The following is an 18,263-nucleotide window of genomic DNA, read 5'->3' on the forward strand; positions in this document are numbered from 1 at the left end:
CGCGATGAATACCGAAGGACTTACCGAAGTTGCCGTAAAAGACGCTCATCCGGTGGTTGAACAAGTCGCCGAGACCCCGCCGGAGTTCGAGCCGGCCCCGCCTGCCGTGGTCGCCGATGCGCCTGCGCCGGCCCCGGTGGCCGCGGTGACCAACCTGGATGACAGCAGCCTGTACATCCACCGCGAGCTGTCGCAGCTGCAATTCAACATCCGCGTGCTGGAACAGGCGCTGGATGAGTCCTACCCGTTGCTGGAGCGGCTCAAGTTCCTGCTGATCTTCTCCAGCAACCTGGACGAGTTCTTCGAGATCCGCGTGGCCGGCCTCAAGAAGCAGATCACCTTCGCCCGCGAACAGGCCGGCGCCGACGGCCTGCAGCCGCACCAGGCGCTGGCGCGCATCAGCGAGCTGGTGCACGGTCATGTGGACCGCCAATACGCGATCCTCAACGACATCCTGTTGCCGGAGCTGGAGAAGCATCAGGTTCGCTTCATCCGTCGTCGTCACTGGACCACCAAGATCAAGACCTGGGTGCGTCGCTATTTCCGCGACGAGATTTCGCCGATCATCACCCCCATCGGCCTCGACCCGACGCACCCGTTCCCGTTGCTGGTGAACAAGAGCCTCAACTTCATCGTCGAGCTCGAAGGCATCGATGCGTTCGGCCGCGACTCGGGCCTGGCTATCATCCCCGCGCCGCGCCTGTTGCCACGCATCATCAAGGTACCGGAAGAGGTGGGGGGCGCTGGCGACAACTATGTATTCCTGTCGTCGATGATCCATGCGCACGCCGATGACCTGTTCCAGGGCATGAAGGTCAAGGGCTGCTACCAGTTCCGCCTGACCCGTAACGCCGACCTGGCACTGGACTCCGAAGACGTCGAAGACCTTGCCCGCGCCCTGCGTGGCGAGCTGTTTTCGCGCCGCTACGGTGACGCGGTTCGCCTGGAAGTGGCCGACACCTGCCCCAAACACCTGTCGGATTACCTGCTCAAGCAGTTCAATCTGGCCGAGTCCGAGCTGTATCAGGTCAATGGCCCGGTCAACCTCACGCGGCTGTTCAGCATCACTGGCCTGGACAGTCACCCGGAGCTGCAATACACGCCGTTCACGCCGCAGATCCCCAAACTGCTGCAAAACAGCGAAAACATTTTCAGCGTGGTAAGCAAGCAGGACATCCTGCTGCTGCACCCGTTCGAGTCGTTCACGCCGGTGGTCGACCTGTTGCGCCAGGCGGCCAAGGACCCGCATGTGCTCGCCGTGCGCCAGACCCTGTACCGTTCCGGCGCCAACTCGGAAATTGTCGACGCCCTGGTCGATGCTGCGCGCAATGGCAAGGAAGTCACGGCGGTGATCGAACTGCGTGCGCGCTTTGACGAAGAGTCCAACCTGCAGCTTGCCAGCCGCCTGCAAGCGGCCGGCGCGGTGGTGATCTATGGCGTGGTCGGTTTCAAGACCCACGCCAAGATGATGCTGATCCTGCGCCGCGAAGCCGGTGAAATCGTGCGTTACGCCCACTTGGGCACCGGCAACTACCACGCCGGCAACGCCAAGCTCTATACCGACTACAGCCTGCTGACCTCCGACGACGCCTTGTGCGAAGACGTCGGCAAGTTATTCAGCCAGTTGATCGGCATGGGCAAGACCCTGCGCATGAAGAAGCTGCTGCACGCGCCGTTCACGCTCAAGAAGGGCATGCTCGACATGATTGCCCGGGAGACCCAGTTCGCCCTCGACGGCAAGCCGGCGCACATCATTGCCAAGTTCAACTCGCTGACCGATCCGAAGATCATCCGCGCGTTGTACAAGGCCAGCCAGTCCGGCGTGCGCATCGACCTGGTGGTGCGCGGCATGTGCTGCCTGCGTCCGGGCATCGTCGGGGTGTCGCACAACATCCATGTGCGCTCGATCATTGGCCGCTTCCTGGAGCACACGCGCGTGTTCTACTTCCTCAACGGCGGCGAAGAACAGATGTTCCTCTCCAGCGCCGACTGGATGGAGCGCAACCTCGACAAGCGCGTGGAGACCTGTTTCCCGGTAGAGGGCAAGAAGCTGATCATGCGGGTCAAGAAAGAGTTGGAGAGTTATCTCACCGATAACACCCACAGCTGGAGCCTGCAGTCGGACGGCCGCTACGTGCGCAACACGCCAACCGGCAACCAGAACCCGCGCAGTGCGCAGGCGACGTTGCTGGAGAAGCTGGGTAGCCCGATTCTGACGGTGAACTAAACCCGGCGCAGTGTAAAAAATGTGGGAGGGGGCAAGCCTCCCTCCCACATTTGTTTTGGGGTGTGCCTTAGCGCAGGTTCAGGCTGAACCCCACCCGCGTCAGCCACTCAGCTTCCTGGGCGAAGTCCGCCTGGGTCAGTTGGTTCTCGTCCAGCCAGCCTTTGGGGAATACCACGTCCAGGCTGTCGCCGTTGGCGTGCAGGCTGACCTGGGGCATTTCCTGGGTGCCACGGATGTGGTGGAACAGGATCGCAAAACGCAGCAGCGCACACAGGCGGATCAGCTTGATGCCGTCGTCGCCGAACTCGGCGAACTTGTCCTTGGGAATGTTACGGCGATGACCACGCACCAGCAGCGCGAGCATTTGCTGGTCTTCCCGTGAAAAGCCAGCAAGGTCCGAGTGCTCGATCAGGTAGGCGCCGTGCTTGTGGTAATGGTAGTGGGCGATGTCCAGGCCCACTTCATGCACCTTGGCGGCCCAGCTCAGCAGTTCACGCCAGACGCCGTCTTCCAGGTCCCAGTCGGCGGCCACTTGGTCGAACGCATGCAGCGCCTTGCGCTCCACACGGGCGGCCTGTTCCTGGTCGACGTGATAACGCTCCATCAACGAGGTGAGGGTGCGCTCGCGCACGTCTTCGTGGTGATGGCGGCCCAGCAGGTCGTAGAGCACGCCTTCACGCAGCGCGCCGTCGCAGTGGTCCATGCGTTGCAGCTCAAGGGCGTCGAAGATCGCTTCGAGAATCGCAAGGCCGGCCGGGAAAATGGCGCGGCGGTCGGGCTTGATGCCGTCAAAGTCGATTTTCTCGATATCGCCCAGCTTGAACAGTTTGCGCTTGAGCCACGCCAAGCCTTCGGCATTCACTTCGCCGGTGCCATGGCCGCCGGCTTTCAGGGCCAGGCCGATGGCGCGGATAGTGCCGGAGGAGCCAATGGCTTCATCCCAGGTGAGGCGGTGCAGGGCATGTTCGATGCTCATGATCTCCAGCCGCGCGGCGGTGTAGGCCTGTGCATAGCGCGCCGGGGTGATCTTGCCGTCCTTGAAGTAACGCTGGGTGAAGCTGACGCAGCCCATTTGCAGGCTTTCACGCAGCAGCGGCTCGAAGCGCTGGCCGATGATGAATTCGGTGCTGCCGCCGCCGATGTCCGCCACCAGGCGCTTGCCGGGGGTGTCTGCGAGGGTGTGGGACACGCCGAGGTAGATCAGGCGCGCTTCTTCACGGCCGGAGATGACTTCCACCGGGTGCCCGAGGATCTCTTCAGCGCGGCGGATGAATTCGCCGCGGTTGCGCGCTTCACGCAAGGCATTGGTGCCGACGATGCGCACCGCGCCCAGAGGCATGCCATTGATCAGTTGGGCAAAGCGCTTGAGGCAATCGAGCCCGCGCTGCATGGATTCTTCGTTGAGCTGGCGCGCGTCGTCGATGCCGGCCGCCAGTTGCACTTTTTCGCCGAGCCGCTCAAGGATGCGGATCTCACCGTTCTGGGCCTTGGCCACGACCATGTGAAAGCTGTTGGAGCCCAGGTCTATGGCGGCGATCAGGGACAGATTCTTGGCTTGGGATTGCGGCATGGTTTGGGGATCTCGGTCGATAACCTTGCCATCGTGCCACGATCGACCGCTGGCGCCAACGCGTTGTGCTTGAGTAAGTGCCGCGCGCGGGTCGCGCGGCAACGTGCGTGCCAGCCCCCGGTCAGGCCGGTTGCTCCACTGAACCTATGAAGTTGGCAAGCTCGGGCGTCTGCGGGTTGGCGAACAGGATCTTCGGATCGCCCACTTCATGCACCTTGCCCTGGTGCATGAACACCAGCTTGTCGCCGACTTCCCGGGCGAAGCGCATTTCGTGAGTGACCATGATCAGCGTCATGCCGTCCCTGGCCAATTGGCGCACCACGCTGAGCACTTCGTTGACCAGTTCCGGGTCCAGCGCCGAGGTGATTTCATCGCACAGCAGCACCTTGGGCGACATGGCCAGGGCTCGGGCGATGGCGACGCGCTGCTGCTGGCCGCCGGACAGACGATCAGGGAAGGCGTCGAACTTCTCGCCGAGGCCGACGCGTTCGAGCATCTGCCTGGCGAGCTGCGCGGCTTTGGCCTTGGGCACTTTCTGCACCACTTGAGGGGCGAGCATCACGTTTTCGCCAACGGTCAGGTGCGGAAACAGGTTGAACTGCTGGAACACCATGCCGACTTTCTGCCGCAGGCTGCGCAGGTCGGCGCGTGCCGCGTCGATGTATTCGCCATCGACTTCGATCACGCCGTCGTTGATCGATTCCAGGCCGTTGAGGGTGCGCAGCAGGGTGGATTTGCCCGAGCCACTGCGGCCGATGATCGCCACCACCTGGCCTTCTTCAACGGTCAGGTCGATGCCCTTGAGGACGTGGTGATCGCCGTAATACTTATGCAGGGCGGAAATTCTAAGCAGAGGCATGCAGTCTCCTTTCCAGGTAGCGCGCACTGAGGGACAAGGGGTAGCAGAGCAGGAAGTAACCAAGGGCCACCAGGCCGTAGACCATGAAGGGTTCGAAAGTGGCGTTGGCGAGCATGCCGCCGGTCTTGGTCAGTTCGGTGAAGCCGATGATCGAGGTCACGGCGGTGCCTTTGACCACCTGCACCGAGAAACCCACGGTGGGCGCCACGGCAATGCGCAGCGCCTGGGGCAGGATCACGTAACGCAGTTGTTCAAGCGGGTTGAGCGCCAGGCTGGCCGACGCCTCCCACTGCCCATGGGCGATGGAATCGACGCAGCCGCGCCAGATTTCGGCCAGGTAGGCGCTGGTGAACAGGGTCAAGGCGATGGCTGCGGCGAGCCAGGGCGAGATATCCACGCCGAGCAGGGCCACACCGAAAAACACCAGGAATAGCTGCATCAACAACGGCGTTCCCTGGAACAGCTCGATGTAGCCGCGCGCCACATTGCGCGCAAAGGCCTTGTGGCTGATGCGCATCGTCATCACCAGCAGGCCGATCGCCCCGCCGCCGATGAACGCCACCAGCGACAGCAACAGCGTCCATTGCAGGCCGGTGAGCAGGTTGCGCACGATGTCCCAGAACGAAAAATCACTCATTGGGCGTTCCTCATCACAAAACGGCGCCCGATCCAGTTGAGCAACTGACGAATCATCAGTGCCATGCACAGGTACACCAGGGTGGTCAGGGCATAGGTTTCAAACGCACGGAAATTGCGCGACTGGATGAAGTTGGCGGCAAAGCTGAGTTCTTCGGTGGCGATCTGCGAACACACCGCCGAACCGAGCATCACGATGATGATCTGGCTGCTCAACGCCGGCCACACCTTGCCCAGCGCGGGCAACAGCACTACGTGACGGAACGCTTCGAAGCGCGTCATCGCCAGCGCCGCCGCCGCTTCCAGTTGCCCGCGCGGGATGGCCTGGATGCCCGCGCGAATGATCTCGGTGGAGTAGGCCCCCAGGTTGATCACCATTGCCAGCACGGCGGCCTGCCACTCGGTGATTTTCAACCCCAGGGACGGCAAGCCGAAGAAGATGAAGAACAACTGCACCAGAAACGGCGTGTTGCGGATCAACTCGACATAGACGCCGAAGCACCAGGCGAATGGCTGGATCTTCCATGCGCGCACCACCGCCCCGACGATGCCCAGGGCCACCCCCAGAATCGCGCCGATGGCCGTCAGCTCAAGGGTGAACAGCGCGCCGCGCAACAGCAGGTCGGTATTGGCCAGCACCGGGACGAAGTCAAATTGATACGCCATAACTCAGCTCCGTGGTATCAGAGGTCGGCAGGCAATGGCTCTTTGAGCCACTGCAGTGCGTTCTTTTCCAGGCTGCCATCGGCCTTGGCTGCCGCCAGGATCTGGTTGACCTTCTCCAGCAGCGCCGGCTCGTTCTTGTTCACGCCCACGTACACCGGCGAATCCTTGAGCTTCACTTTCAGCGCCGGCACGCGTTTGGGGTTGCGTTCGCTGATCGCCACCATCACCACGTTGCCGCTGGCGATCAGGTCGACCTGGCCGGCGAGGTAGGCGGCGATGGTCGAGTTGTTGTCTTCGAAGCGCTTGATGGTCGCTTCCTTGGGCGCGACGGCGCTCAGCTCGATGTCTTCAATGGCGCCACGGGTGACGCTGATGGTCTTGCCCTTGAGATCGTCGGTGGTGCTGACGGCGGCGTCAGGCGGGCCGAAGACGGCCAGGTAGAACGGCGCGTAGGCGCGGGAAAAGTCGATGACCTTCTCGCGCTCGGGGTTCTTGCCCAGGCTGGAGATCACCAGGTCGACCTTGCCGGTGGTAAGGAACGGGATGCGGTTGGTGCTGTTGACTGGCGTCAATTCCAGTTTGACCTTGAGCTGGTCGGCCAGCAGCTTGGCGGTGTCGATGTCCAGGCCGCGCGGCTTCATGTCGGGGCCGACCGAACCGAATGGCGGGAAGTCCTGAGGCACGGCGACCTTGAGGGTGCCACGGGCGACGATATCGTCCAGACCGTTGGCCTGGGCGGGCGCCTGGCTCAGCATCAGGCTGGCAAACAGGGCAGTGAGCAGGACGCTGCAGCGCTTGGTCATGGCAACTCTCCGGAAAAGGGCGAAGGAATTTCTGAATTTGACTGCTCTGCGTGATTGCACAGCCCATGCCAGCCTTGCCTGAATGGTCTGAAGGACCGGGATTTACTGAGCCGTGGTGGTCTTACTGGTCTGAACAGTTCGCAGGCTTTTCGCACCTTTTTCGGGCGTCGCTAAAATCGTGCGAGCCCCTTTGGGGCGTGGCTTGCCGACGGCCTTGAATAGCTTTACAACTAGCCGCTCAGTTGACTGGAACCTTGAGTTTTTTATGCAAGCCATCGCCCAAGCCGTACCGGAAGCGGCCCTGCAGGCCATCCGCAAACTGATCAAGGAGCAAGGCTTTTGCGCGGGCGATGCACTGCCGTCCCAGCGCGACCTGGCGCTGCAGTTGGGGGTGAGCCGTGCGTCTTTGCGCGAGGCGTTGTCGTCCCTGAGTGCCTTGGGCGTGGTCAGCGTGCAGCCGGGCAAAGGGGTGTTCGTGCAAGCGGCGCAGGAGCCGCCCGGGTTTGCCTGGCCGTTCGCGGCACAGGCGACGCCGCTGGATATCTTTCAGCTGCGCTATGCCCTTGAAGGGTTCGCCGCCGGGTTGGCGGCGATGACGTTGACCCTCGATGAGCTTGACGGCCTGGAAGACAATGTCGAGGCCATGCGCAAGGTTCTCAGGGCCGGCGATTTCGAGGCGGCTGCGCGGCTGGACTTCGACTTTCATCAGCGCATCCTGCTCGCCAGCGGTAACCAGGCAATGGTGAGCATCCTCAGCACCAGTGCCGAAGTGTTCCTGGAAAGCCAGAAACTACCGTTCATCCGGCCGGAAAGGGCCATGGAGACCTGGCAGGAACACCGCAGAATCCTGCGCGCCCTGGCCCGGCGGGCGAGCGCGGCGGCGCAGAAAGCCATGCAGGAACACGTTCGCAATGCAGCGTTGCGCACCGGGATTGCCTTCGTGACGCCCGTGTCACCCTGAGTGGCTCATATCCACACTCATGCGCCGCCATAGCAACACTCAATCAGAGGCGACTTCCTGAACGGGGGAAGGGCGGCTATGATGGGCGACGTTTTTTTGCTTACAACCTGGAGACTTCCATGAGCAGCGATCTTATCAAACACGTTAGCGACGCTAGCTTCGAAGCTGATGTACTCAAGGCTACCGGCCCTGTACTGGTTGATTATTGGGCAGAGTGGTGCGGCCCTTGCAAAATGATCGCCCCGGTCCTGGACGACATTGCAACCACCTATGCAGGCAAACTGACCATTGCCAAGCTGAACATCGACGAGAACCAGGAAACCCCGGCCAAGCATGGCGTGCGTGGTATCCCTACGCTGATGCTGTTCAAGAACGGCAACGTTGAGGCCACCAAGGTCGGCGCGCTGTCGAAGTCCCAGTTGCAAGCTTTTCTCGACGCCAACATCTAAGCGTCGTCCAAAAAGAGCCCCGCAAATCGCGGGGCTTTTTCGTAAAACAGGGCTGGACGCTCCGAAATTCAGGTGGTACATTCGGCCCCGCACTGGTTTCTCCACTGCCCCCTGCAAGCCGTCGCCGACGCATTCCTTTTCGATTAGTACGCGATCCTGTCGCCTTCTCTGCGGCGCGGCCTCATTAAGCCAAAAGCTTAATTTCCCCCCTCCATAAATGATTACGTCATTCCTATATGAATCTGACTGAACTCAAGCAAAAGCCGATTACCGACCTGCTCCAACTGGCCGAAGAAATGGGCATAGAAAATATGGCCCGTTCGCGCAAGCAGGACGTGATTTTCTCCCTGCTCAAAAAGCACGCAAAAAGCGGTGAGGAAATCTCCGGTGATGGCGTGCTGGAGATTCTCCAGGACGGCTTCGGCTTCCTCCGCTCTGCAGACGCTTCCTATCTCGCCGGCCCGGACGATATCTATGTCTCGCCGAGCCAGATCCGTCGCTTCAACTTGCGCACCGGCGACACCATCGTCGGCAAGATTCGCCCTCCGAAGGAAGGTGAGCGTTATTTCGCCCTGCTCAAGGTCGACACGATCAACTTCGATCGTCCCGAGAACGCGAAAAACAAGATTCTCTTCGAGAACTTGACCCCGCTGTTCCCGACCGTGCGCATGAAGATGGAAGCCGGTAACGGTTCCACCGAAGACTTGACCGGCCGCGTGATCGACCTGTGTGCACCGATCGGCAAGGGCCAGCGCGGTCTGATCGTCGCGCCGCCGAAGGCCGGTAAAACGATCATGCTGCAGAACATTGCCGCGAACATCGCGCGCAACAACCCGGAAGTTCACCTGATCGTATTGCTGATCGATGAGCGTCCGGAAGAAGTAACCGAAATGCAGCGCACCGTGCGCGGCGAAGTGGTTGCCTCGACGTTCGACGAGCCGCCGACCCGCCACGTGCAGGTTGCCGAGATGGTGATCGAAAAGGCCAAGCGTCTGGTCGAGCACAAGAAGGACGTAGTGATCCTGCTCGACTCCATCACCCGTCTGGCGCGTGCCTACAACACCGTGATCCCGAGCTCCGGCAAGGTATTGACCGGTGGTGTCGACGCCCACGCCCTGGAGAAACCGAAGCGTTTCTTCGGCGCCGCGCGCAACATCGAAGAAGGCGGCTCGCTGACCATCATCGCCACCGCGCTGGTTGAAACCGGCTCGAAGATGGATGAAGTGATCTACGAAGAGTTCAAGGGTACCGGCAACATGGAACTGCCCCTGGACCGTCGCATCGCTGAAAAGCGTGTGTTCCCGGCTATCAACATCAACCGTTCCGGCACTCGCCGTGAAGAGTTGCTGACCGCCGACGACGAACTGCAGCGCATGTGGATCCTGCGCAAGCTGCTGCACCCGATGGATGAAGTCGCTGCCATCGAGTTCCTGATCGACAAGCTGAAAACCACCAAGACCAACGACGAGTTTTTCTTGTCGATGAAGCGTAAATAACACTTCAGGTCCGTGAGAATGGCGCCCTTTGGGGCGCCATTTTTTTGTGTCACAAATGAGCGGTTCGCGGCATACGTGTCAGTTGAGACACAAAAAAACACGAGTGCGTCTACGCTCATCCCCATTCGTATCTGGCTGACATTGATTTATGACTGTTCTTGCTTACCGAAGAGACATTGATGGCCTGCGTGCTATCGCGGTTCTGGCTGTTGTGTTGTTTCACTTTGGCGTGCCGGGCGTCACCGGCGGCTTTGTTGGCGTAGATGTATTCTTTGTGATTTCGGGCTTCCTGATCACCTCGATCATCTGGCGCGAACGCCAGGCCGGACGCTTCAGTTTTGTGGAGTTCTGGGCGCGGCGTGCCCGGCGCATTCTGCCGGCGCTGTTCGTGATGATCGTGGCGACGCTGGTGGCGGGCTGGTTCCTGCTGGCGCCCAAAGACTATGAGGAACTGGGGCGGGCGGCGCACTATCAGGTGATCTTCACCTCCAACCTGCTGTTTGCGCGCCAGCATGGCTATTTCGAGGCGGCGTCCGACATCAAGCCGCTGCTGCACACCTGGTCGCTGGCGGTCGAAGAACAGTTCTATATCCTCTTTCCCTTGCTGCTCACCCTGCTTTCAAGCCGCTTGAAGCACTGGCGCCTGGCCCTGTTCGGCGTATTGCTGGTGTCGTTCGGCATGAGCGTCTGGGCGGTGGAGCATGAACCGCAAAAAGCCTTCTTCCTGTTGCATCTACGCGCCTGGGAATTGCTCGCCGGCGCCATGCTGGCGGTGATGCCCGCGCGTGAGTGGCGCGCCTCACCGGCCCTGGCCCAGTGCGTCAGCCTGGCGGCGATGGGGTTGATCCTGATTGCCGTCTTCGGCTTCGATTCACACACTGCGTTCCCCGGCGCCACTGCGCTGCTGCCGGTGCTCGGCGTGGTCGGACTGATCTGGGCCAATGGGCAGCAATACACCTGGGTGGGTCGTTTGCTGAGTTCAAGGCTGATGGTGGGCCTGGGGCTTATCTCGTACTCCTGGTACCTCTGGCACTGGCCAGTATTCGTGTACGCCAACTACGCGGCGGTCGATGGCCTGAGTGCCACGGAGCTGGGCGGGCTGATGCTGCTGAGCCTGGTGTTGGGTTATCTGTCCTGGCGCTTTGTGGAGACCCCTTTCAGGGAGAAGCGTCTGCTGGCGACGCGCAAGGCGATTCTCGTTGCGGCAGCGGTTGGTATCCTGTCCATCGGCCTTACGGGCGTGGCGCTGCGCAAGGCTGACGGTGTGCCGTCGCGCTTGTCCGAGCAGGCGCTGCGCTATGCAAAGGCCAAGAAGTGGAGCCCCGAGCTGATGGCCTGCATGGCAGACAAAGACACGCCTGATGAGCGCCTGTTCTGTCACTTCGGTCCGAAAAATCCTGCGGTGTCTGCGCTGGTATGGGGCGATAGCCATGCCACTGCGTTGATCCCGGCGCTCGAAATCGGCGCAGAGAAGCACGACATCAGTCTGATGGAGGCCAGTTTTGCCGGGTGTGTGCCACTGGACGGCCTGGAAAACATTGCCCGCTGCGCGCATTTCAACCGCCGCGTCGAGAAGGCCATGAGCGAACAGCCGATCAGCGATGTGGTGCTGGCGGCGCGTTGGAGCCTGTATCTGTATGGGCAAATGTCGGGTGACAAGGAACATGCGCTCAAGGACCCGAGCACCGGTCAATATGTGCGCGCGGTGGCCGAACAACGCTTCGCCGACGGCATGCGCGAGCGCATCAAGGGCCTGCGCGCGGCCGGGCATCGTGTGTGGCTGGTCAAGGAAGTGCCGCTGCAGGAAATCATCGTGCCGTACCGCCTCAGCCGCCTGGCCATGATGCACCGGCCGGTGGACCGCGAAGGACTGCCGGTGGCCAAGCACCTGGCGCGTGAAGCATTTATCTCCCAGTTGTTCGACGAATTGGCCGCCGCCGACAGCGGTGTGAGGGTGCTGGACCCGGCGCCACAGTTATGTGGCGCCGATGGTCTGTGCCGGGTCGAACTCAATGGGCGCGCGTTGTACACCGACGATAATCACTTGTCCGACGTGGGCGCGCGGCACATCGAAGCGTTTCTGGAGCCGTTGTTCAGTTCGCTCCAATCGCGGGGGCTGACGGCCAATTAAGCTGCCAGCCGTCCTCAGAGCAGGTAGGATGTAAGCCTATTTTACGGGTGGCGGGTTTAATGAAATTCAAGGATCTTCGGGATTTCGTGCAGCAACTTGAGCAGCGCGGAGAGTTGAAACGTATCCAGATGCCGATTTCCCCGGTGCTGGAAATGACTGAGATTTGCGACCGCACCTTGCGCAGCAAGGGTCCGGCGCTGCTGTTCGAAAACCCGACCGGCTTTGATATTCCGGTGCTCGGCAACCTGTTCGGCACCCCCGAACGCGTGGCCTTTGGCATGGGCGCCGAGTCGGTCAGCGAGCTGCGCGAGATCGGCAAGCTGCTTGCCTTCCTCAAAGAGCCCGAACCGCCCAAGGGTTTGAAGGATGCCTGGTCGAAGCTGCCGATCTTTCGCAAGATCATTGCCATGGCGCCCAAGGTGGTCAAAGACGCGGTGTGCCAGGAAGTGGTCATCGAAGGCGATGATGTCGACCTGGCCATGCTTCCGGTGCAGACCTGCTGGCCTGGCGACGTCGGCCCGCTGATCACCTGGGGACTTACCGTCACCAAAGGTCCGAACAAGGATCGCCAGAACCTCGGCATTTACCGTCAGCAAGTGATCGGTCGCAACAAGGTGATCATGCGCTGGCTGAGCCACCGTGGCGGCGCCCTGGATTTCCGTGAGTGGTGCGAAAAGCATCCCGGCAAGCCGTTCCCGGTCTCCGTGGCGCTGGGCGCTGACCCTGCCACGATCCTCGGAGCCGTGACCCCGGTGCCGGACAGCCTCTCCGAATACGCCTTCGCCGGCCTGTTGCGCGGTAACCGTACTGAACTGGTGAAATGCCGTGGCAATGACCTGCAAGTGCCGGCCACCGCCGAAATCATCCTCGAAGGCGTGATTCATCCGGGCGAAATGGCCGATGAAGGCCCTTACGGCGACCACACCGGCTACTACAACGAAGTCGACAGCTTCCCGGTGTTTACCGTGGAACGCATCACTCACCGGATCAAGCCGATCTATCACAGCACCTACACCGGGCGACCGCCGGATGAGCCCGCCATTCTGGGCGTGGCGCTCAACGAAGTGTTCGTGCCGATCCTGCAAAAGCAGTTCCCGGAAATCACCGACTTTTACCTGCCGCCGGAAGGCTGCTCGTATCGCATGGCCATCGTGACCATGAAGAAGTCGTACCCGGGGCATGCCAAGCGGGTAATGCTGGGTGTGTGGTCGTTTTTGCGACAGTTCATGTACACCAAGTTCGTTATCGTCACCGACGACGACATCAATGCCCGCGACTGGAATGACGTGATCTGGGCCATCACCACGCGCATGGACCCCAAGCGCGACACGGTGATGATCGATAACACGCCGATCGACTACCTCGATTTCGCCTCGCCGGTGTCGGGCCTGGGCTCGAAAATGGGCCTGGATGCCACGCATAAATGGCCGGGCGAAACCACTCGCGAGTGGGGCAGGGTGATAGTCAAGGATGAAGCCGTCACGGCACGTGTCGATGCGATCTGGAAAGAATTGGGAATAGATTGATGCGTGTAACCCTGCAACCTTCCGGCGCTGTACTGGAGCTTGACCCTGGCGAGCGAATCCTCGAAGGCGCACGCCGCCTGGGCTACGAGTGCCCCCAGGCGTGTCGTAATGGCGTGTGCCACGTGTGCGTGGCGCTGCTGGTAGAGGGGCGGGTGCAGCAAAATGGCGAGGTGCTCGACCATGGCGAGTTCTACACCTGCATCGCCGAGCCGCTGGAAGATTGCATCGTGTTGTGGGATGGCGTGCTGGCGCCGGGAGAGTTGCCGTTGCGCAAGTTGGCGTGCCAATTGAGTGAATGCGTCGAGGTCGGTGGCGATGTATGGCGCGTGCGCCTGCTGGCACCGGCCGGCAAGGCGGTGCGTTACCACGCCGGGCAGTACCTGATGATCGAGCGGGACAATGGCGAGAAAAAGTCGGCGTTTTCACTGGCGTCGGCGCCCCACGCAGGGCGTGAGCTGGAACTTCACGTGCTGGTGCGCGAGGACAGCGCGCGTGACTTGCTCGCGCAATTGCAGCGTGACCGGATGGCCCGCATCGAGTTGCCGTTTGGTGACACGCACCTGGCCGAGCTGCCGGATGGGCCGCTGGTACTGATCGCCGCCGGTACTGGCATGGCGCAGATGCACAGCCTGATCGAGCATTGCCGTGCGTCGGGTTTCAAACACCCGGTGCACCTGTACTGGGGTGTGCGTCGCCCGGAAGATTTCTACGAAATCGAACACTGGGACCAGTGGCTGCAATTGCCCAACCTGTTCCTGCACAAGGTGGTCAGTGACCTGTGCGGCTGGGAAGGGCGCTGCGGACTGCTGCATGAAGCCGTGTGCGAAGACATCACCGATCTTACAGCGGTGCATGTGTACGCCAGCGGTTCACCCGCCATGATCTACGGCACCCTCGATGCGCTGGTCGAAGCTGGCATGGATGCCCATCAGATGCGCGCCGACGTGTTTGCCTACGCGCCACGGCCCTGAAGTGATGCACGGGCTCTGTGGGAGTTGCTTCGCCTAGAATCGCACGCCTGTGGTCACCATCACCGCATTGAGCCCCAGCAACACCACCTCCGCCGCCACGGGCCCGTAATACGTGCCCACCGACGGGATGACCACCGGCGCCACGCCAAGCCGATTCAGCGGGATCTTGTCGCGGTATTTGCCGCGATAGCCCTGAATCGCACCGCCCGTGATCTTCAAGTACACCGGATAATCCGTCATGTCATAGCGCTGACCCGCATAGGCGTAGTACGAGCGCTGGCCGAACGAGTTGCGAAACGTCGCCCCGCCATACACAAAACCTGAAGCCTCATTGCGTTCCAGGCCGATCAGGTTCTGTTTGTTGTTGTGGTCAGGGTCGGGCGAAAAGTGCCGGGTGTACACGCTGGTTTGCGCATACCAGAAGCCTTTGTCGTCTTCGGCCGGTGGCACTTCTGCGGCGAAAGCGGTGGTGGTCTGGGCCAGGAACAGCAGGCCGGGCAGTCGGATCTTTTTCATGGGGGCGACCTCGGTAGTCGGTGTAAGGAGCGGACGACGGGCCGTAACGTGTGGGCCATTCTGGCGCCAGGGCGCGTTACAAGGCTGAACCGGGGCTGAAAGTACTGGAAGTGCCGGGCCCAATCCTGACCAAAGGTGGGCGGTGCGCTTACAGCGTTGCGTTTTATTGCGGTAAAGTCCCTCACAACGGGTAATACACAGGAGGCGCACCGCTTTTCGCCATGACCGCCATAGAAACCGATCTTCTGCAATTGGCTTACCCTCCGCGACTCGATCTGGGGCCGCAACTCACTCATGAACAACTGATGAGCTCGATGCAGGCCACCATGGCGCGGCACAAGGGTGGGCCTGTGTGGCTGTTTGCTTACGGTTCATTGATCTGGCGCCCCGAATGTTCGTCGACCGAGCGCGTGCGGGCACGCGTGCATGGCTATCATCGCGGGCTGTACCTGTGGTCCCACGAGCACCGGGGTACGCCGGAGTTGCCGGGTCTGGTATTCGGGCTCGATCGCGGTGGTTCGTGCAGCGGGTTTGCCTATCGCTTGCCGGAAGATCAACTGGAGGCATCGCTTTATGCCTTGTGGCAGCGCGAGATGCCTTATCCCTCCTACAAGCCGCACTGGCTCAGCTGCCGTCTGGAGGATGGCAGTCAGGTTCAGGCGCTGGGATTTGTATTGGAGCGGCATTTGCCCAGCTACGCCGGCAACCTGCCCGATATCGTGCTCAACCATGTGTTGCAAAGCGCTTGCGGGCGTTACGGTACCACTCGCGATTATGTCGAGCAGACCGTCAACGCCCTGCGCAGCCACGCCATGCCAGATAAAAACCTGGAGGCGCGGCTCAAGCGTTGTATCAAGGATTGCGCGGCGGATTAACGCGCCGAGCTGACACTGTTGGTATGCCACAGGGTCGGGATCAGGAATGCAATCGCCAGCAGGCACGCGCCTATCAGCAACACAAAACCACCGTCCCAGCCGAAATGGTCAACGGTGTAGCCCATGGCCGCACTTGCTGCGACCGAACCACCCAGATAACCGAACAGACCCGTGAAGCCCGCAGCAGTACCGGCGGCTTTTTTCGGAGCCAGTTCCAGCGCCTGCAGGCCGATCAGCATCACCGGGCCGTAGATCAGGAAGCCGATCGACACCAGGGCGATCATGTCGACAGTCGGGTTGCCCGGCGGGTTGAGCCAGTACACCAGGGTCGCCACGGTCACCAGGGCCATGAACACAATGCCGGTCAGGCCACGGTTGCCACGGAAGATCTTGTCCGACATCCAGCCGCACAGCAGCGTGCCCGGAATACCCGCCCATTCGTAGAAGAAGTAGGCCCACGACGACTTGTCGACGGTAAAGTGCTTGGCTTCCTTGAGGTACGTCGGCGCCCAATCCAGCACGCCGTAGCGCAGCAGGTAGACGAAGACGTTGGCGAATGCGATGTACCACAGCATTTTGTTGCGCAGCACATACTTGACGAAGATTTCCTTGGCGCTGAATTCTTCTTCGTGGCTCGCATCGTAGCCTTCCGGGTAATCGTTCTTGTATTGCTCAATGGGCGGCAGGCCCACCGATTGCGGGGTGTCACGCATGGTGATGAAGGCAAACGCCGCCACCAGCAATGCCACGGTCGCCGGCACGTAGAAGGCCGCATGCCAGTCGTTGAACCAGGCCATGCCCAGCAGGAACAGCGGACCGATCAGGCCGCCGCCGACGTTGTGCGCCACGTTCCACACCGACACCACGCCGCCGCGTTCCTTCTGCGACCACCAATGCACCATGGTTCGCCCGCTTGGCGGCCAGCCCATGCCCTGGGCCCAGCCATTGATGAACAGCAGGATGAACATCATGGTCACGCTGGATGTGGCCCAGGGTGCGAAACCGAAGATGAACATTACACCCGCCGATACCAACAGGCCGAAGGGCAGGAAGTAGCGCGGGTTGGAGCGGTCGGATACCAGGCCCATGAGGAACTTGGACAGGCCGTAGGCAATCGCGATCGCCGACATCGCCAGGCCCAACTGACCACGGGTATAACCCTCGTCGATCAGGTAGGGCATGGCCAGGGAGAAGTTTTTGCGCAGCAGGTAGTAGCCGGCGTAACCGATGAAAATGCCGGCGAAGATCTGCCAGCGCAGCCGTCGGTAGGTACTGTCGATTTTTTCTTCAGGCAGGGGCGCCTGGTGCGCGGCAGGACGAAAGAAAGCAAACATTCAAGGGCTCCAGATTTCTTGTTTTGACTGCGGATGCGAATGTTACAGTTTCGTTACCGAAAATAGCATCGCCTCTTATTGGCAAACACAAGAAATCCGAACATGTCGCACAGGGATAAGTGTGAGTCGTGATTACGCGTTAGGGCACACCGTCGATCCAACTATGGGAGGGAGCGGGGGGCCCCTTCCACAGTGATTGCCTTTCACCTCCGTCAGCGAGTCTGGACGACGACTTTGCCGACGGCCTTGCGCTGCCCCAGGTCGTTGATCGCCTGGGCCGCCTGGTCCAGTGGGTACATTTTCGACACCAGCGGTTTCAACCTGCCTTCGCCATACCAGGTGAATAACTGCTGAAAGTTTGCCGCATTGTCCTGGGGCTGACGCTGGGCGAACGAGCCCCAAAATACGCCGACCACCGCCGCACCCTTGAGCAATGCCAGATTCACCGGCAGTTCGGGGATGCGTCCGCTGGCAAACCCCACCACCAGCAACCGGCCGTTCCAGGCAATGGCGCGGATGGCCTGGTCAAACAGGTCGCCGCCCACCGGGTCGTAGATCACATCGGCGCCGTTGCCGTCGGTCAGGCGCTTGACCTCGTCCTTGAGGCTGGCGTCGCTGTAGTTGATCAGTTCATCGGCGCCGGCCGCCTTGGCCACGGCGAGTTTGTCGGCGCTGCTGGCGGCGGCGATCACCCGCGCGCCCATGGCCTTGCCGATTTCTACGGCGGCCAGGCCCACACCCCCGGAAGCGCCGAGTACCAGCAGGGTCTCGCCAGGTTGCAGGTTGGCCCGTTGCTTGAGTGCGTGCATCGAAGTGCCGTAGGTCATGCTGAAGGCGGCGGCGATGTTGAAGTCCATGCTCGGCGGGATCGGCAGCACGTTGTAGCCAGGCACGGCGACCTGTTCGGCAAAGCTGCCCCAGCCGGTCAGTGCCATCACGCGATCGCCGACTTTAAGATGGCTGACTTTTTCGCCGACTGCGCTGACCACCCCCGCCGCTTCGCCACCCGGTGAAAACGGGAAGGGCGGCTTGAACTGGTACTTGCCCTCGATAATAAGCGTGTCCGGGAAATTCACCCCGGCCGCGTGCACGTCCAGCAGCACTTCGTTCTTTTTGAACGCCGGGCTTTCGATCTCTTCCAGCACCAGGGTTTCGGCGGGGCCGAAGGCTTTGCACAGCACAGCTTTCATCGGACTATTCCTTTTGGCGTCTTGGCCGATAAGTGTAGGAGGGAACGCCCGCG

General features: G+C 61.2%; 16 protein-coding genes. 8 read left to right on the top strand and 8 right to left on the bottom strand.

Annotation, left to right across the window (positions count from 1 at the left end; all coding sequences use genetic code 11):
- Positions 1 to 4: 4 nt before the first annotated feature.
- On the top strand, positions 5 to 2,227 hold the full coding sequence (gene ppk1, locus TU75_RS01800; protein ID WP_003234848.1) for a polyphosphate kinase 1: 2,223 nt from the start codon (positions 5 to 7) through the stop codon (positions 2,225 to 2,227).
- A 67-nt stretch (positions 2,228 to 2,294) separates the two neighbouring features.
- Here the strand turns inward: ppk1 and ppx are convergent, their stop codons facing one another.
- From ppx to TU75_RS01825, 5 genes are all read right to left on the bottom strand, one after another.
- Positions 2,295 to 3,797, bottom strand: coding sequence for an exopolyphosphatase (ppx, locus tag TU75_RS01805; RefSeq protein WP_060548051.1), 1,503 nt, complete (start codon positions 3,795 to 3,797; stop codon positions 2,295 to 2,297).
- Between the two features lie 121 nt (positions 3,798 to 3,918).
- Positions 3,919 to 4,656 carry an amino acid ABC transporter ATP-binding protein gene (locus TU75_RS01810; protein ID WP_003234845.1) on the bottom strand — a complete coding sequence of 246 codons (738 nt, stop codon included), beginning with the start codon at positions 4,654 to 4,656 and terminating at the stop codon, positions 3,919 to 3,921.
- Positions 4,643 to 5,293 carry an amino acid ABC transporter permease gene (locus tag TU75_RS01815; protein WP_060548052.1) on the bottom strand — a complete coding sequence of 217 codons (651 nt, stop codon included), beginning with the start codon at positions 5,291 to 5,293 and terminating at the stop codon, positions 4,643 to 4,645. The genes TU75_RS01810 and TU75_RS01815 overlap by 14 nt, the downstream gene beginning before the upstream one ends.
- Entirely contained in the window at positions 5,290 to 5,958 is a 669-nt protein-coding gene (locus TU75_RS01820; protein WP_003234839.1) for an amino acid ABC transporter permease, read from the bottom strand. The genes TU75_RS01815 and TU75_RS01820 overlap by 4 nt, the downstream gene beginning before the upstream one ends.
- Before the next feature lie 17 nt (positions 5,959 to 5,975).
- Positions 5,976 to 6,761 (bottom strand): transporter substrate-binding domain-containing protein, encoded by a 786-nt coding sequence (locus TU75_RS01825; RefSeq protein WP_003234837.1) that lies wholly within the window; start codon positions 6,759 to 6,761, stop codon positions 5,976 to 5,978.
- A 265-nt stretch (positions 6,762 to 7,026) separates the two neighbouring features.
- Between TU75_RS01825 and TU75_RS01830 the strand changes: the two genes are divergently transcribed.
- The 6 genes from TU75_RS01830 to TU75_RS01855 all read left to right on the top strand — a co-directional run bounded on the left by TU75_RS01830 (position 7,027) and on the right by TU75_RS01855 (position 14,295).
- On the top strand, positions 7,027 to 7,722 hold the full coding sequence (locus TU75_RS01830) for a FadR/GntR family transcriptional regulator (RefSeq protein ID WP_060548053.1): 696 nt from the start codon (positions 7,027 to 7,029) through the stop codon (positions 7,720 to 7,722).
- A 119-nt stretch (positions 7,723 to 7,841) separates the two neighbouring features.
- A complete protein-coding gene (gene trxA / locus TU75_RS01835; protein ID WP_003234832.1) occupies positions 7,842 to 8,171 on the top strand; it encodes a thioredoxin TrxA in 330 nt (109 codons plus the stop codon).
- 236 nt (positions 8,172 to 8,407) lie between these two features.
- On the top strand, positions 8,408 to 9,667 hold the full coding sequence (rho, locus tag TU75_RS01840; RefSeq protein ID WP_003176825.1) for a transcription termination factor Rho: 1,260 nt from the start codon (positions 8,408 to 8,410) through the stop codon (positions 9,665 to 9,667).
- Between the two features lie 148 nt (positions 9,668 to 9,815).
- Positions 9,816 to 11,798 carry an acyltransferase family protein gene (locus TU75_RS01845; RefSeq protein WP_032870784.1) on the top strand — a complete coding sequence of 661 codons (1,983 nt, stop codon included), beginning with the start codon at positions 9,816 to 9,818 and terminating at the stop codon, positions 11,796 to 11,798.
- A 59-nt stretch (positions 11,799 to 11,857) separates the two neighbouring features.
- Complete coding sequence (gene ubiD, locus TU75_RS01850; RefSeq protein ID WP_015373264.1) at positions 11,858 to 13,324, top strand: 4-hydroxy-3-polyprenylbenzoate decarboxylase; 1,467 nt, start codon at positions 11,858 to 11,860, stop codon at positions 13,322 to 13,324.
- Positions 13,324 to 14,295, top strand: a complete 972-nt coding sequence (locus tag TU75_RS01855) for a CDP-6-deoxy-delta-3,4-glucoseen reductase (RefSeq protein WP_003234827.1) — start codon at positions 13,324 to 13,326, stop codon at positions 14,293 to 14,295. The genes ubiD and TU75_RS01855 overlap by 1 nt, the downstream gene beginning before the upstream one ends.
- A gap of 33 nt (positions 14,296 to 14,328) precedes the next feature.
- Here the strand turns inward: TU75_RS01855 and TU75_RS01860 are convergent, their stop codons facing one another.
- Positions 14,329 to 14,811 (bottom strand): hypothetical protein, encoded by a 483-nt coding sequence (locus tag TU75_RS01860; RefSeq protein ID WP_060548054.1) that lies wholly within the window; start codon positions 14,809 to 14,811, stop codon positions 14,329 to 14,331.
- 221 nt (positions 14,812 to 15,032) lie between these two features.
- Here TU75_RS01860 and TU75_RS01865 point away from each other — a divergent pair, with 221 nt between their 5' ends.
- The gene (locus tag TU75_RS01865) at positions 15,033 to 15,686 is read left to right on the top strand and encodes a gamma-glutamylcyclotransferase (RefSeq protein ID WP_003234823.1); all 654 of its coding nucleotides are present in this window, start codon (positions 15,033 to 15,035) and stop codon (positions 15,684 to 15,686) included.
- Here the strand turns inward: TU75_RS01865 and glpT are convergent.
- Both glpT and TU75_RS01875 read right to left on the bottom strand, forming a co-directional pair.
- Positions 15,683 to 17,020, bottom strand: coding sequence for a glycerol-3-phosphate transporter (glpT, locus tag TU75_RS01870; protein ID WP_003234821.1), 1,338 nt, complete (start codon positions 17,018 to 17,020; stop codon positions 15,683 to 15,685). The genes TU75_RS01865 and glpT overlap by 4 nt on opposite strands.
- A gap of 212 nt (positions 17,021 to 17,232) precedes the next feature.
- On the bottom strand, positions 17,233 to 18,210 hold the full coding sequence (locus TU75_RS01875; protein ID WP_003234819.1) for an NADPH:quinone oxidoreductase family protein: 978 nt from the start codon (positions 18,208 to 18,210) through the stop codon (positions 17,233 to 17,235).
- Between the last annotated feature and the right edge of the window lie 53 nt (positions 18,211 to 18,263).

The sequence above is a fragment of the Pseudomonas poae genome (assembly GCF_001439785.1).
Classification (GTDB): Bacteria; Pseudomonadota; Gammaproteobacteria; order Pseudomonadales; family Pseudomonadaceae; genus Aquipseudomonas; species Aquipseudomonas poae.